Genomic DNA, 14268 nt, shown 5'->3' on the forward strand with positions numbered 1-14268 from the left:
GAGGGCCCGCGTAGCGTTGCACCTGCGAAGCTGTGCAGCGGAGCGGGCCAGCGCTCGCCTTCGCGGTCGCACGCACCCGAGGCTCTACGCTCCGGCGAGCACGACGCAGACGCCGCATTTTGCCGCAATCCGGAGGGACGGGGGCTGCCGCGACACGGTGAGCGAAGCTTCGGTGCGGGAGCGGCAGCATGAGCGCCCCGTTTTCGGTGTTGCTTGCGGCAGCTTGCGTCCCTTCCCGCGTCAGGCCCGCCGACACGGCGTTGGCGGAACCATCCGGAGCGGGAGGCGGGCCAATGGCGCGCTTCCCGCAAACAGCTGGCTTTGCCAGTAACGTGTCCGCGCGTCCTAAGCGAGTCCGAGTCCGGGTGCCGGTCGCATGGCTGTTCGTCGCTGATTTGGCCTCTACCAAACGGCGCTCCTCACGCCTCGCCCTGCACCCGGATTGCACCCCGTCGCAACCGCGTGGGACTTAATCAGAGGTTCCCTAGCTTGGCGATGCGCGCCATCTCCGACTCAATCCAGGTTTCCACTTTGGCGTTCAATTCGCCGGGTTTCATCCCTTGCGCCCGGATCGGCGGGCCGATGCTTATCGTGATGGTGCCCGGACGCTTGAGGAAAGCGTTTTTTTTCCAAAATTCGCCGGAATTGAGTGCTATCGGCAGGACCATGCTGTTAGAGTGTGTCGCAAGCCAGGCCCCGCCCGGTTGGTAGACGCCCTTTTTGCCTGGTTTGATGCGCGTGCCTTCGGGAAAGACAATCACCCAGAAACCCTGTTGCAGCCGCGCGACGCCTTGTTCCTCGATTTGCCTGAGTGCCCGGGTTCCCGCGCCGCGGTCAATCGCGATGGGAGAGAGCATGGCGAGCCCCCAGCCGAAGAACGGGATGCGCAATAACTCTCTTTTAATCACCAGTGCCTGCGGCGGGAAAATTACCTGGAACGCCAGTGTTTCCCACGCCGATTGGTGCTTGGACATGATAATGCAGGGATGGTCAGGAATGTTTTCTCTGCCCACGATGCGATAGCGGATGCCGCAGATCGCGCGCGCCGCGCCGATGATGATGCGTGACCAGGTGGTAATGATGCGGTAGCGGGTAAAAGGATCGAAGCGAAAGGTAAGAAGAGCGATTAAAGCAAACGGGGGAGTGACGACAGCCTGGAGCAGCGCAAAAAGCAGGGACCGCAGGACAACCATCGGCTAAGCGGCAAGCGCCTGCGCCGCTTCCGCGAGGTCGGCGTATATCTGGGTGCTTTTAGGCAGATTTCCGGCTTCCCTGGTTTTTTTACCCTTGCCGGTGAGCACCAGTATCGGTTGCGCACCGGCGGCGTGCGCCGCCTGCAAATCGCGCGCCGAATCGCCTATGCAGGGCACTTCGGCGAGATTGACGTTAAAGCGTTGCGCGATTTCCTGGAACAAGCCGGTCTTGGGCTTGCGGCAGGCGCAACTCAGTTCCTGCGCGTGTGGGCAGAAGAAAATCGCATCAATCCGGCCGCCATACTGCGTGAGCGACTTGTGCATCTTGTCATGGATGGCGTTTAACGCCGTCATGTCGAGCAGCCCGCGCCCGATTCCCGACTGGTTGGTCGCCACCACCACGCGGTAGCCGGCCTGATTCAGGCGCGCGATGGCCTCAAGGCTCCCGGCAATCGGCTTCCATTCGTCCGGGCTCTTGATGAATTCCGCGCTGTCGTGGTTGATGACGCCGTCGCGGTCGAGGATGACTAGTTTCATGTGGCGAGCTTGGAAATATCGGCGATCCGGTTCATTTCCTTCCGAAGGTCGGCAAGGAGCGCGAGGCGGTTGTGCCGCAGCTCGGGTGCATCCGCCATTACCATGACGGATTCGAAAAAAGCGTCCACTGGGGACCTGAGAACGGCGAAAGTCTTCAAATAACCTGTAAAGTCACCTTGTTTGAAAAGCGCATCAGCTTTCCGCGATGTGGTTTTGAGCGCATCAAATAGCGCTTTCTCCGCAGGTTCTCTCAGCTTATCAGCTTCGGCATTTACGAAGGATTCTCCGTTTGCCTCGGCCTGTTTGAGAATATTCACTACGCGCTTGTTGGCGGCGGCAAGACTTTGCGCTTCGGGTAGCGTGTTGAACGCTCGCACCGCTTCGACTACGCGAAGAGTCAGGTTGATCCGATCGGGCCGCAGGTTTACGACTGAGTCGACTTCTAGTGTTGAATACCCGTGGTCTCTGAAGTACCCGGCAAGGCGTTCGAAGATGAATGTTTCCAGCTCGGTATGTGCGTGTCCAACACGCTCGTTGTAGCCGGCGAAAGCCGCGTTGACTAAATCGTGCAAAGAAAGCGAAAGATCTCGTTCAATCAGGATTCGTACAATTCCAAGCGCCGCTCGCCGCAACCCAAATGGATCTTTGTCTCCGGTCGGAACCTGACCGATGCCAAAGAGGCCTGCTAGTGTGTCGAGTTTGTCGGCGAGGGCCACAGCAGAGGCGATGGGCCCATCAGGCGTTGTATCACGCGCAAAGCGTGGTCGATAATGCGCCTCGATAGCGGCGGCGACATAAAGTGGTTCTCCGTCGTGCAACGCGTAATAGCGTCCCATTACTCCCTGCAACTCGGGGAATTCGGCAACCATGTCGGTGAGCAGATCGGCCTTGGCCAGCCACGCTGCCCGTCCAGCGAGCAGCGGATCAGCGCCGATCTGGCGCGCGATCTTGCCGGCGAGCAGCTGTATTCGTTCGACGCGTTCGAGCTGGCTGCCGAGCTTGTTGTGGTAAACGACATTGGCGAGGCGCGGTACGCGCGCTTCGAGTCGAATCTTGCGGTCTTGGTCATAGAAGAATTTTGCGTCAGCGAGCCGCGCGCTCAACACGTGCTCGTTCCCGCGGATTATATTGGCGGGGTTCGCAATTCGTATGTTGCTGACCAAGAGAAAACGCGGAAGTAACGTCCCGTTTGCGTCGGCAAGTGGAAAATAGCGCTGATGTCGCTGCAGCGAGAGGATCAGGCATTCCTGCGGCACCGCAAGGAACTCGGGGCTGAAACTACCTGAATAGACCACCGGGTATTCCACCAGCGCGGTGACTTCGTCGAGCAGCGCATCGTCCCAGATAATTTTGGCACCGGCGGCTTTCTTCTCCAGCTCCGCACGGATGAGCTCTTTACGCTTGGCGAAAGAAACGATTACCAAGCCTTTTTTTTCAAGAACCGCTTCATATTGGTCGGCGGTAGGAATTTCGATCTTGCCGCTGCTCAGGAAACGGTGGCCCACCGTGTAATTACGGCTTTCGAGACCCCATATTTTGCCTGGAATGACGTGCTTTCCATGCATCATTACTAGTCCATGAACAGGACGCGCGAACTGGGCCTCGCTATTGCCCCAACGCATTAGCTTCGGAACGGGTAGCACCTTTAACGCTTCCTCAACCTTTTGTGCGAGGACATTGTCGAGCGCCGCACCGGCGCTCGTGTAATTCGCGAGCCACTTGTCTCCGTCCGACGTCGGAATCTTCTTCAACGATTCGACTGCAACTCCGTACTTTCTCGCGAATCCCTTGGCCGCCTCGGCGCCGGCGCTTACCAATGGACCAGCTGTGTCCCCAGATACGTCAGTTGCCTTCTCAAGTACCCCTTGAATCAACACGGCAATACGTCTTGGCGTCCCGAAGCAGCGCGGGTCCACTACACGTGGTCGAAGCAATAGGCTAGCTCCTTCTAGGCCCGAGGCAAGCGCATCGCGAAACTTCTCGGCCAACCGTTGCAGCGCCATCGGCGGAAGTTCTTCGGTGAACAGCTCGACTAGCAAGCTTGCGGACGCAGGCGCCTTGGTGGCTTTCTTTTTCGGCATGGATCAGGCGCGGGCTTTCTTTTTTGTCGCTTGCGGTTGCTTCAGCAACGGGAAGCCGAGCTTCTCACGAGATTCGTAGTAAGCTTTTGCCACCAGTCGGGCTATAGCGCGAACGCGGTCAATGTAAGCGGTGCGCTCGGTGACCGAAATCGCGCCGCGCGCATCCAGCAGATTGAAGGCGTGCGAGCACTTGAGCATCATTTCGTAAGCCGGCAGGACGAGCTGTGCTTCGACCAGCCGTTTCGCTTCGGCCTCGAACTGGCTAAAGTGCTGGAACAACATTTCGTTGTTGGCGAGCTCGAAGTTGTATTTCGATTGCTCGACTTCATTTTGGTGGTAAACGTCGCCGTAGGTGACACCGTCCACCCAGATGAGATCGAACACGCTTTCCTTGCCCTGTAGATGCATCGCCAGCCGTTCCAGACCGTAAGTGAGTTCGCCAAGCACCGGCTTGCAGTCGAGTCCGCCGACCTGTTGGAAATAGGTGAACTGAGTGATTTCCATGCCATTGAGCCACACTTCCCAACCCAAACCCGAGGCACCCAGCGTGGGCGACTCCCAGTCATCCTCGACAAACCGGATATCGTTTTTTTTAGGATTTATGCTCAGCGCCACCAGCGATTTCAGGTACAGGTCTTGAATATCGTCGGGTGAGGGTTTCAGCACGACTTGGTATTGATAGTAATGCTGCAAGCGGTTGGGGTTTTCGCCGTAGCGTCCATCTTTGGGCCGGCGCGAAGGTTGCACGTACGCCGCCTTCCACGGCTCCGGCCCGATGGCGCGCAGGAAAGTGGCCCAATGGAAGGTGCCTGCGCCCATTTCCATATCCATTGGTTGCACGATGACGCAGCCCTGCTTGGCCCAATAGTCCTGCAATTTGAGAATGATTTGCTGGAAGGTGAGCATGGGCGGAAAGCCTGCGCAAATACGTGAATTCTACTGGTTTTGGAGGCTTGGAGAAAGCAAACGCCGCGCAAGCAGCAGACTGGTGATCATTGCTATCACACAAAGCGCAAGCACTGCCCAATTGCCCCAGCGCACGTAAGGAGTAGTCCCGGTGTAGCCGCGCACTTCATGTTCAAGCACCGCGGTGGTGAAAAGCGGGAGTCTACTCAACACTTCACCTTGTGCATTGATAACCGCGGTCACCCCGGTGTTGGTGGCGCGCAGCATGTATCTGCCGGTTTCCAGTGCCCGCGTTTGCGACATTTGCAAATGCTGCATGGGCGCGACCGAGTCGCCGAACCAGGCGTCGTTGGTGACGTTCACCAGCAAAGACGCTTGTGGCAGCTGGCGGATGATTTCCTCACCGAACACGTCTTCGTAGCAAACGTTCACCGCTACCTGCTGGCCCGCGACTTTCAACGGCTGCGGGTCCGCAGGCCCACGGGAGAAATCCAGCAGGGGAATTTGCAGCACCTCAAGCACCCAGCCGAAAAGGGGACGCAGCGGAATGAATTCCCCGAATGGCACCAGGTGCGATTTGCGGTAAGTCTGGGTAGGGGAACTCCCAAAACTGAAAACGCTGTTGTAGTAATGCTCCTGATCGGCGCGCTCGGGAAGGCCAATCAAAACATCGCCGCCGTTTTTCTTCGCATGCGCCGTGAATTTTTCCAGATAAATTTTCGGCACCTCATGGTAAAACAGCGGGAAAGCGGTTTCGGGCAGAATGATGAGCGGACTTCGGCTCCCGTCAACCAGCCGGCGGTAGGTTTCCAGGGTGTTGACGATTTGATCATCGCGCCATTTCAGCTCCTGCGGGATGTTGCCCTGAACCAGGCTTACTTTCAGTGCCGGCCCCGCCGGCTCAGTCCATTCAATTTGCTGCAAGCCCAGACCGCCGAGCCAGAGCGCGGACAGCAAGCCCACGCAGCGTGCCCGGCCTGCGCCTCCGATGAGCATGTTCAACAACCCCGCGCTGGCCGCGACAACAAAAGACACGCCGAATACGCCCAGGAGCGGCGCATAGCCCGCAAGCGGGCTCACCGGTACCTGCGAATAACCGGCGGCCAGCCAGGGAAAGCCGGTGAAAATCCAGCTCCGTGTCCATTCCAGCAGCGTCCAGATGGCGGGGAACAGCAAAATATTCTTTATGAAAGGCGGGTTTTTTTTGAGCGCCAGCAGCCACCCTGCGATTGCCGGAAATAAACCGAACAGCGCGCAGAAAAACAGCGTGGCGACGCCGGCAAGCAGCCAGGGCATGGCGCCGAAATCGTGCAGGCTGACATAAATCCAGCTCGTGCCGAAACCGAAAAAACCGAGGCCGAAGCCAAAACCGATTAGAGCCGCACGCCATTTTTCGTCGGATTCTTCCCACAAGTGGAGAAGCAGGGCGAGAGTAAGCAGGGGAACAGGGAAAAAATAAAAAGGCGCAAAGCCTAGAACGCTTGCCGCGCCCAGCACGAATGCCACAAGCGCTTTCCCGGTCAAGGACTGGGGAAGCGGAAGGTTTGCCTTCATTCTTGGGGTTTGGGCGAATTGAGCTTCTGTACCAGCAGGGTGTGTATCCTGCGGCTGTCCGCCCGCAGCACCTGGAAACTCAGGTTGTCGAAGCTGATTTGCTCGCCGCGCTTGGGAAGTTTTCCAAAGCGGGAAATCACCAGTCCGCCGATGGTGTCATGCTCTTCGTTGCTTAAAGTTACCCCCAGCGCCGCGTTGAAATCGGGGATTTCCACGACTGCTTTCACGCGATAGCGGCCGCCACGCTCCTGGCGGATGTTGTCCTCTGCTTCGTCGAAGTCGTATTCATCCTCGATGTCGCCGACGATCTGCTCCAGCACGTCTTCAATCGTCACCAGTCCGGCCACGCCGCCGTATTCGTCCACCACGATGGCGATGTGGTTACGATTGCTGCGAAAGTCCTTGAGCAGCACATTCAAGCGCTTGGATTCGGGCACGAACACCGCGGGGCGCAGCATATCGCGCACGTTGAAGTTCTGTTCCGCATAGTAGCGCAGCAAATCTTTGGCGAGCAGGATACCGATTACGTTGTCCTTGTTCTCGTCGATCACCGGAAAGCGCGAGTGCGCGGTTTCGATGACGAAGGGAATGAATTTTTCCGGCGGGTCACTGATATCGATGATGTCCATTTGCGAGCGCGGAACCATGATGTCGCGCACCTGCGTTTCGGAGACCTGCATCACACCCTCGATCATGGAAAGCGCGTCCGCATCGAGCAGGTTGCGCTCGTAGGAGGAGTGCAGGAGCTCCACCAGTTGCTGACGGTCTTCTGGCTCGCGCATCAACAGGGCGCCGAGACGTTCCAGCCACTTTGGTTTTGGTGTTTCGTTCATATGAAAATCGGCAAGGTGTCAAAGATAAAGAGTGAGGAATAAATCAAGACAAGGCCCCTAATTCTCCTTACTCTTTACCCCTGACTCCGTACGCTTCACGCTCATAAGGATCGGGAAAGCCCAAACCCGTGATGATTTGCGCTTCCAGTCTTTCCATTTCCTCGGCTTCGGTTTTGCGCTCATGGCTGTAGCCCTGCAAATGCAGGACGCCGTGCACCACCAGGTGCGCGTAATGCGCTTTGAGGTTTTTGCCTCGCTCGCTCGCGGCGCGCACCACCACCGGCGCGCAGAGCGCGATATCTCCGCTAAGCTGTTTGGTGCCGGGATAGGCGAAGGTCAGCACATCGGTGGCGTAATCCTTGCCGCGAAAGTCGCGGTTTAGCATCCGGCCTTCTGCTTTGCCAACGATGCGGAAGGTGATTTCCGCGGGCCGGCGCAGCGCGGCAAGCGCCCATTTGCGGATTTGCGGCCGGCTCGGAACGCGAGCGTAGCGCATCGCGTATTGCACCGAGAGGTTAAGCTTTTTTGCCTTCATGGTTTGTTCTTTTCATGTTGTTCGTAGGCATTGACGATTTTCTGCACCAGCGGATGGCGCACCACGTCTTCGCTGAGGAAAAAGGTGAAGGCGATGCCGCGTACTTTTTCCAGCACCTGGCGCGCTTCCACCAGCCCGTTTTTCTGTCCGCGCGCCAGGTCGGTCTGTGTCACGTCCCCGGTAATCACCGCTTTGGTGCCGAAGCCGATGCGGGTCAGGAACATCTTCATCTGCTCCGGCGTGGTGTTCTGCGCTTCATCGAGGATAATGAACGAATGGTTGAGCGTGCGGCCGCGCATGTAGGCCAGCGGCGCGATTTCAATCGCCCCGCGCTCGAACATTTTGTTGATCTTTTCAAAGCCCATCAGGTCGTAGAGCGCGTCATAGAGCGGGCGCAAGTAGGGATCCACTTTCTGCGCCAGGTCGCCGGGCAGAAAACCCAGGCGCTCACCGGCTTCCACCGCAGGGCGCACCAGCACGATGCGTTTTACGCTGTCGCGCTCCAGTGCATCCACCGCGCACGCCACTGCGAGATAGGTCTTGCCGGTGCCCGCCGGTCCGATGCTGAAAGTGATGTCGTACTCCTGCATCTGCCGCAGATATTGAATCTGTCTGGGCGTCCGGCCATGCAAATCCTGACGCCGGGTAAGCAGCGCCGGTGCTTCCTCTTTTTCGGCTGCCGCCAGTTTCGGGTTGGCGACTTCAATCAGCCCCAGCTGTACTTCTTCAATCGACAGGCTTTGCGCCGCCTTGCCGTAAAAATTTTGCAGCGCCTCGGCCGCGAGCCTGGTCTGCTTGGGCTCGCCTCGCAGCGAAAAGTTCTCCCCGCGCCGGGCGATGCTCACGTCCAGTGACGCTTCGATCCGTTTCAGGTTTTCATCCAGGGCGCCGCACAGGTTGGCGAGGCGCTGGTTGTCCACCGGTGTGAAGGAAATGTTGAGCGGCTGGGACTTCAAGGTTTGCAGGTTCGTGCCGTCATCTCACCGCGCAGCGAATGCGGCATGGCAGCGGTAATGTTGAGGTCGACGAAATTTCCGATGAGGCGGGTATGGCCCGCGAAATTGACCACGCGGTTATTGTCGGTGCGCCCGGCGAGTTCGCCGGCATTTTTCTTCGACCGGCCTTCCACCAGCACCCGCTGCCTGGTGCCGACCATGCCGTGGCTGATGGCCTGGTCCCGGGATTCGATCTTTTTCTGCAATCGCGCGAGGCGCTCGAGCTTGGTTTCTTCCGGGACTTGATTAGGCAATTCCGCCGCCGGCGTGCCAGGACGCGGGCTGTAGGTAAAGCAGAAACTCGCATCGAAGCCCACCTCATCCACAAGCCTGAGCGTGGCCTGGAAATCCTCCTCGGTTTCGCCGGGAAAGCCGACGATGAAATCCGAGGTGAGTGAAATTTCCGGGCGCACCTTGCGCAGCCGCCGCACGATGGATTTGTATTCGAGAGCGGTGTAGCCGCGCTTCATCGCCGCCAGTACGCGATCGGAGCCGGATTGCACCGGCAGGTGCACATGGCTCACCAGCTTCGGTGTTTTGCCGTAGGCGTCGATCAGGCGCTGCGTGAATTCCAATGGATGCGAAGTAGTGTAGCGAAGGCGCTCGATGCCGGGAATCTCCGCAAGGTATTCGAGGAGCAGAGCAAAGTCCGCGGTGTCGCCGTCATTCATCGGTCCGCGGTAAGCGTTCACGTTTTGTCCGAGCAGCGTCACTTCCTTCACGCCGTGCTCCGCAAGTTCCGCCACTTCGGCAAGCACGTCGTCGAACGGGCGCGACACTTCCTCGCCACGGGTGTACGGCACCACGCAGAAACTGCAGTACTTGCTGCAGCCTTCCATGATGGAAACAAAAGCGCTCGCGCCTTCCACGCGCGGCGGCGGCAGGTGGTCGAATTTCTCGATTTCGGGAAAGGAAATATCCACTTGCGGCCTGCCGCTCTGGCGCCGCGCGCGCAGCAACTGTGGCAGTCGGTGCAAAGTCTGCGGGCCGAACACTACGTCCACGTAAGGCGCGCGCGCGACGATGGCTGCGCCTTCCTGGCTGGCGACGCAGCCGCCGACGCCGATCAGCAATTCCGGATTGCGCTGCTTCAAATGCTTCCAGCGGCCGAGATAATGAAAAACTTTTTCCTGCGCTTTTTCACGAACCGAACAGGTGTTGAAGAGAATCACGTCGGCCTCAAGAGGGTCATCGGTTTTTTCCAGCCCTTCTGCGGCGTGGAGCACGTCCGCCATCTTGCCAGAGTCGTACTCGTTCATCTGGCAGCCAAAGGTCTTGATGTAAAGTTTCTTCGCCACGAGACTCGCTATTTTTTGAGGCTCGCAGCCTCTTCCGGCGTCAACAGCCACATGTTGATGAGGTCGCCGTTGCCGTCGAGCTGGTAGAGCACGGTGGCTGACCGAGGCAGATAGTTGGGAAGAATAATGCGGTTGTTCTGGTCAAAAATCCTCGAGCCGGGAGCAAGATGAAACTGCCTGCCGCCGATGAGGACATAAGGATACTTGCTGTCTTTGAGCTCATCCGCCACAGCGTCAGGCGGCAGGATGCGCCCGGCATGCGCCCCCGTCTGCCACCCAAGCAGGGCAAGGAAGGTGAGACTGACCAGAGTCTTTAATATAGGCGTTGTACTCAACCGGGCGGAAACCCCTAGTGATCAAGGTATAAATGTAAGGTAATGGTGGCGAATCAGGGATTTGAACCCCGGACCAAAGGATTATGATTCCTCTGCTCTAACCACTGAGCTAATTCGCCACACTCGAACCCGACATTTTCTGGGTTAAAGCCCTAATTTGTCAAGATTAATAAAGGCTTGTGTGAATTTAGGCCGTGCGGAAAGTAAGCTTTCCGGACGTGCTAATATGCGCCTAGACCTTTATATGTAAAGGGGTAAACCACCTTGTTTGACGTCATTATCGTCGGTGCCGGCTTGGTCGGGGCGAGTCTGGCCTTGGCCTTGCGGGCAAGCGGGCTCCGGCTGGCTTTGGTAGAAAACCATGCCCCGCCTAGTGCGGAAGAAACCGGCTGGGACAACCGGGTTTATGCCATCAGCCCCGGAGCCGCGGCATTTCTGGAAAGCTGCGGTGTATGGCGAAACCTGGATAGCCAGCGCGTCACGCAAATACTGGGAATGCAGGTCTACGGCGACGACGGCAGTTCACATCTCGATTTCAGCGCCTATGATTGCGGTTTGCCGGAGCTCGCTTTTATCGTCGAAAACCGCTTGCTGCAACGCTCGCTGTGGCGTGAACTCGCAGCGCAGGAAAACCTGAAGCTGTTTTGCCCGGCGCAATGCAGCGCTTTGGAACGGGCGCCCGGCCATATCGCGCTGCGCCTTGAAGACGGGACTGGTCTTGAAAGCAGACTGGTGGTCGGCGCCGATGGCGGCGATTCCCGGGTGCGCGAGCAGGCGGGGATTGCGGTGAAGTGCCATCAGTACGGCCAGCTCGGCGTGGTGGCGAATTTCGAAACCGAACAGCCGCATCGCAATATCGCTTTTCAATGGTTCCGCGATGACGGCGTGCTCGCTTATTTGCCGCTGCCGGGAAACCGTATTTCCATTGTCTGGTCTACCGCGGAAGACAACGCGAAAAGGCTGCTCGCTCTTCCGCTTGCGGAGTTTTGCAGCCAAGCAGCGAGCGCGGGGCAGCATGTTTTGGGCGCGCTGCGCTTAATTACAACCCCTGCCGCTTTTCCCCTGAAATTCCTGCGCGTGGAGCACATGGTGAGCCCGCGACTTGCTTTAATCGGTGATGCCGCGCATGTGGTGCATCCGTTGGCGGGACAGGGCGTGAACCTCGGCTTTCAGGATGCGCGCGTCCTGGCGGAAACCCTGCTCAATCGCGGCGTTCAAAGCGATTGCGGCGATTACCGCCTGCTCCGGCGTTTCGAACGCGGGCGCAAGGAAGATATTCTGGCGATGCAGCTCACCACCCACGGGCTGCAGCAGCTTTTCGGCCTCCCCTGGTTTTCAGGATTGCGCAACTTTGGCTTGCGTCTTACTAACAGCCTGCCGCCGATAAAAAGCATTTTGGTGCAACGCGCGTTGAATTAGGCTGTCGAAGCTCGGAATTGACCTTCTTAGGGGACGCTATGCCGAAAAGTCTGTTTAAAACCTGCCTGCTGCTGGCGTTGTTAGTTTTTGCCGGCGCGGCAGCCGCCGACGAAGCCTCGGTGAAAAAAGCGGTGCAGGCGAAATTCCCGCAGTCCAGCGTCGAAAGCGTGACCAAGACGCCTTACCTCGGTCTTTACGAAGTGTATATCGACAGGGATATTTTCTACACCGACGAAAAGCTGAGCTACATTATTCTCGGCAACATTATCGACGGCAAAACCCTGCAGAATCTTTCCGAGGAGCGCAAAAGAAAACTCAGCGCGATCAAGTTTGACGCCCTGCCGCTCGATCTCGCCATCAAAATCGTCAAGGGCAACGGCAAGCGCAAAGTGGCAATTTTTTCCGACCCGGATTGCCCGTTCTGCCAGAGGCTGGAAAGGGACATGGTCAATGTCACCGACGTGACCATTTATACCTTCCTTTACCCGATTGAGTCGCTCCATCCGGGCGCGACGAAAAAAGCCAAGGCCATCTGGTGCTCCTCCGACCGAGTGAAAGCCTGGAATGACCTCATGCTCAATCGCGCCGGGCCCGAAGCCAACGCGAGCTGTGACAACCCGGTGGACAAGATAATCGATTTCGGGCAAAGCAAAGGCATTCGCGGAACGCCCACGCTGATTTTCGCAGACGGAAGAGTGATACCCGGCGCGATTCCGGCAGCGCAGTTGGAGCAGATATTGAATGGTACGGATTCGAACTAGGGAGAAGAGAGAGATTACTTGAGTTGTGACGCCAAGTTGGGCGGCAACTCGTAGCCATTGGGCAGCAGCACCCACATCTTGCCGCTTTGTTTCATCTTGCCGGCCTGGCTGCCGGCTTCCTCGCCAGAACCCCAGAAGAAATCCGCGCGCACCCCGCCCTTGATCGCCCCACCCGTGTCCTGCGCCAGCGTCAGCCGGTTTAACGGCGTGCTGGTGTTCGGCCAGGTGGTGGAAAGATAAACTGGCGCGCCCTGCGGAATCGTGCGCGGGTCAATGGCAAGGCTGCGCCCGGCGGTAAGCGGCACGCCCAATGCGCCAATCGGCCCGGGCAGACCAGCGGGCAATTCACGGAAGAATACATAACTGGGGTTGTTGTTTAAAAGCGCTGCCAGTTTCTGCGGGTTCTTGGCGCCCCAGGTCTTGATGCCCTGTATCGAGGCTTGTTCCAGCGGAAGTTCCCCGCGCTCAACCAGCAGTCTGCCGATGGATTTATAAGGATGTCCGTTTTGCTCGGCATAGCCGATGCGTATGGTTTCGCCGGTATCAAGCTGTACCTCTCCCGAGCCTTGGATTTGCAGGAAGAAAAGCTCCACCGCATCGTCCGCCCACAGCAGTTCGCGCCCTTTCAGCACAAGCCCGCCACGCTCGATTTCGGCGCGGCTGTAATACGGGACAACTTTTTTGCCGACTACGCGTCCGCGCAGCCGGAAATTTTTAAGCTCCGGATAAACCTCGCCCATGTCCACCACCAGCAAATCATCCGGCACGCCGTAAACCGGATAGCGGTAGCGCTCCGACGGTGTGTGGCTGCCGTGTATCAGCGGCTCGTAATAGCCGGTAACCAATCCTTCATCGCTGCCGTCGGCGTTCAACACCTGGTAGGACGTGAAATTCAGTTCGAAAAAAAGGCGCAGGGCCTGGTTGTTTTTATGCTCGAAAAACTCCGCGGTCAGACATACGGGCTGCCAGGTGGGCTGGTTCTTGAGCGCGTTGCAGCTTTGCAGAAAGGCATCCCACGCCTGCACAATATCGTCGTCAGCCCAGTTCGGCAGCGCATCCCAGGTGCTCGCCTTGAGTACAGGCACGGGCTTGGGCGGCGTTACAATCGGCGGGATGATGGTGGGGGGTTTTTCCAGCGTGGTGCACGCCGCCAGAAACAATCCGGCGGCGAGCAGAAAATAGCGCATTTGGCGTTGCATTGCTTTTCGTTTAAAGTAAAACCGTTAATGAGCTGGAAACAAGTATAACAAACGACAATATGGACTGGTTGCTGTTAGAAGCGGGCGTTGCGCTATTGGTTCTGATCCTCATCGTGTGGTGGACCTGGCCGCGCGGAGGCGGAAAAAATGACAAGCGCTGATTGTTATTCTTCGAGACGGGTTCACTGCAAAAAATTACGGATGAGCGAGTAATAAATGCGAACGAAAAGGGTCCGCCTGAACTAACAGGGTGTTGAAGAACTCCACGGGGCCGCGGCGTCGGCTTTCCGGGATGGGATGCGCGAAGCGAGCCGCGTCGAATAGCCGTTGCATATTCGCAAGGCGAGCGACAAAGCAGACCGCCCGGAAAGGCACCCCGGACTCGGTCTCGCGAAGCGTGGCGCGGGAAGGGGCGCAAAGCTGCCGCAAGAAACGCCGTTAAACGAGGCGCTCATGCTGCCGCTCCCGCACCCCAAGCTTCGCTTACCGTGTCGCGGCAGCCGCCCCATCCGGGTTTGCACGAAAAATGCCCATCTGCTGCGTGCTCGCCGGAGCGTGGAGCCTCGGCACGTGCGACCTCGAAGGCGAGCGCTGGCCCGCTCCGCTGCACAGCTTCGCAGGT

The 14268-nt window shown here is 58.0% G+C and carries 13 protein-coding genes and 1 tRNA gene; 2 read left to right on the forward strand and 12 right to left on the reverse strand.

All coding sequences use genetic code 11. From position 1 onward, the window contains the following. Nucleotides 1-473: 473 nt before the first annotated feature. The 11 genes from VHE58_04905 to VHE58_04955 all read right to left on the reverse strand — a co-directional run bounded on the left by VHE58_04905 (nucleotide 474) and on the right by VHE58_04955 (nucleotide 10386). The gene (locus VHE58_04905) at nucleotides 474-1193 is read right to left on the reverse strand and encodes a lysophospholipid acyltransferase family protein (protein ID HVS26620.1); all 720 of its coding nucleotides are present in this window, start codon (nucleotides 1191-1193) and stop codon (nucleotides 474-476) included. Nucleotides 1194-1196: 3 nt separating this feature from the next. Beyond that, the gene (gene gmhB / locus VHE58_04910) at nucleotides 1197-1730 is read right to left on the reverse strand and encodes a D-glycero-beta-D-manno-heptose 1,7-bisphosphate 7-phosphatase (protein HVS26621.1); all 534 of its coding nucleotides are present in this window, start codon (nucleotides 1728-1730) and stop codon (nucleotides 1197-1199) included. Beyond that, complete coding sequence (gene glyS, locus VHE58_04915) at nucleotides 1727-3811, reverse strand: glycine--tRNA ligase subunit beta (GenBank protein HVS26622.1); 2085 nt, start codon at nucleotides 3809-3811, stop codon at nucleotides 1727-1729. Before glyS ends, gmhB begins: the two co-directional genes overlap by 4 nt. A gap of 3 nt (nucleotides 3812-3814) precedes the next feature. Further along, nucleotides 3815-4717 carry a glycine--tRNA ligase subunit alpha gene (gene glyQ / locus VHE58_04920; GenBank protein HVS26623.1) on the reverse strand — a complete coding sequence of 301 codons (903 nt, stop codon included), beginning with the start codon at nucleotides 4715-4717 and terminating at the stop codon, nucleotides 3815-3817. 30 nt (nucleotides 4718-4747) lie between these two features. Beyond that, entirely contained in the window at nucleotides 4748-6223 is a 1476-nt protein-coding gene (gene lnt / locus VHE58_04925; protein HVS26624.1) for an apolipoprotein N-acyltransferase, read from the reverse strand. A 44-nt stretch (nucleotides 6224-6267) separates the two neighbouring features. Further along, nucleotides 6268-7104, reverse strand: a complete 837-nt coding sequence (locus VHE58_04930) for a transporter associated domain-containing protein (GenBank protein HVS26625.1) — start codon at nucleotides 7102-7104, stop codon at nucleotides 6268-6270. A 67-nt stretch (nucleotides 7105-7171) separates the two neighbouring features. After that, nucleotides 7172-7639 carry an rRNA maturation RNase YbeY gene (gene ybeY / locus VHE58_04935; protein HVS26626.1) on the reverse strand — a complete coding sequence of 156 codons (468 nt, stop codon included), beginning with the start codon at nucleotides 7637-7639 and terminating at the stop codon, nucleotides 7172-7174. Next, a complete protein-coding gene (locus VHE58_04940; GenBank protein ID HVS26627.1) occupies nucleotides 7636-8595 on the reverse strand; it encodes a PhoH family protein in 960 nt (319 codons plus the stop codon). The genes ybeY and VHE58_04940 overlap by 4 nt, the downstream gene beginning before the upstream one ends. Continuing rightward, a complete protein-coding gene (gene miaB, locus VHE58_04945; protein ID HVS26628.1) occupies nucleotides 8592-9932 on the reverse strand; it encodes a tRNA (N6-isopentenyl adenosine(37)-C2)-methylthiotransferase MiaB in 1341 nt (446 codons plus the stop codon). Before miaB ends, VHE58_04940 begins: the two co-directional genes overlap by 4 nt. Nucleotides 9933-9940: 8 nt before the next feature. After that, the gene (locus tag VHE58_04950) at nucleotides 9941-10267 is read right to left on the reverse strand and encodes a hypothetical protein (GenBank protein HVS26629.1); all 327 of its coding nucleotides are present in this window, start codon (nucleotides 10265-10267) and stop codon (nucleotides 9941-9943) included. 43 nt (nucleotides 10268-10310) lie between these two features. Then, nucleotides 10311-10386: transfer RNA gene (locus tag VHE58_04955), tRNA-Met, on the reverse strand. A gap of 145 nt (nucleotides 10387-10531) precedes the next feature. On the opposite strand from VHE58_04955, the gene VHE58_04960 reads away from it, so the two are divergent. Both VHE58_04960 and VHE58_04965 read left to right on the forward strand, forming a co-directional pair. Next, the gene (locus tag VHE58_04960; GenBank protein ID HVS26630.1) at nucleotides 10532-11686 is read left to right on the forward strand and encodes a UbiH/UbiF family hydroxylase; all 1155 of its coding nucleotides are present in this window, start codon (nucleotides 10532-10534) and stop codon (nucleotides 11684-11686) included. Nucleotides 11687-11724: 38 nt separating this feature from the next. Further along, nucleotides 11725-12447, forward strand: coding sequence for a DsbC family protein (locus VHE58_04965; GenBank protein HVS26631.1), 723 nt, complete (start codon nucleotides 11725-11727; stop codon nucleotides 12445-12447). A 14-nt stretch (nucleotides 12448-12461) separates the two neighbouring features. Here the strand turns inward: VHE58_04965 and VHE58_04970 are convergent, their stop codons facing one another. After that, a complete protein-coding gene (locus tag VHE58_04970) occupies nucleotides 12462-13646 on the reverse strand; it encodes a murein transglycosylase A (GenBank protein HVS26632.1) in 1185 nt (394 codons plus the stop codon). Between the last annotated feature and the right edge of the window lie 622 nt (nucleotides 13647-14268).

The organism is Burkholderiales bacterium (assembly GCA_035543335.1).
Classification (GTDB): domain Bacteria; phylum Pseudomonadota; class Gammaproteobacteria; order Burkholderiales; family JAHFRG01; genus JAHFRG01.

Excerpts from the sequence above, each read along its gene's own strand:
- VHE58_04970 (HVS26632.1), bottom strand. The coding sequence starts at position 13,646 with ATGCAACGCCAAATGCGCTATTTTCTGCTCGCCGCCGGATTGTTTCTG.
- ybeY (HVS26626.1), bottom strand. The coding sequence starts at position 7,639 with ATGAAGGCAAAAAAGCTTAACCTCTCGGTGCAATACGCGATGCGCTAC.
- VHE58_04965 (HVS26631.1), top strand. The coding sequence starts at position 11,725 with ATGCCGAAAAGTCTGTTTAAAACCTGCCTGCTGCTGGCGTTGTTAGTT.
- glyQ (HVS26623.1), bottom strand. The coding sequence starts at position 4,717 with ATGCTCACCTTCCAGCAAATCATTCTCAAATTGCAGGACTATTGGGCC.
- gmhB (HVS26621.1), bottom strand. The coding sequence starts at position 1,730 with ATGAAACTAGTCATCCTCGACCGCGACGGCGTCATCAACCACGACAGC.
- glyS (HVS26622.1), bottom strand. The coding sequence starts at position 3,811 with ATGCCGAAAAAGAAAGCCACCAAGGCGCCTGCGTCCGCAAGCTTGCTA.
- VHE58_04930 (HVS26625.1), bottom strand. The coding sequence starts at position 7,104 with ATGAACGAAACACCAAAACCAAAGTGGCTGGAACGTCTCGGCGCCCTG.
- VHE58_04905 (HVS26620.1), bottom strand. The coding sequence starts at position 1,193 with ATGGTTGTCCTGCGGTCCCTGCTTTTTGCGCTGCTCCAGGCTGTCGTC.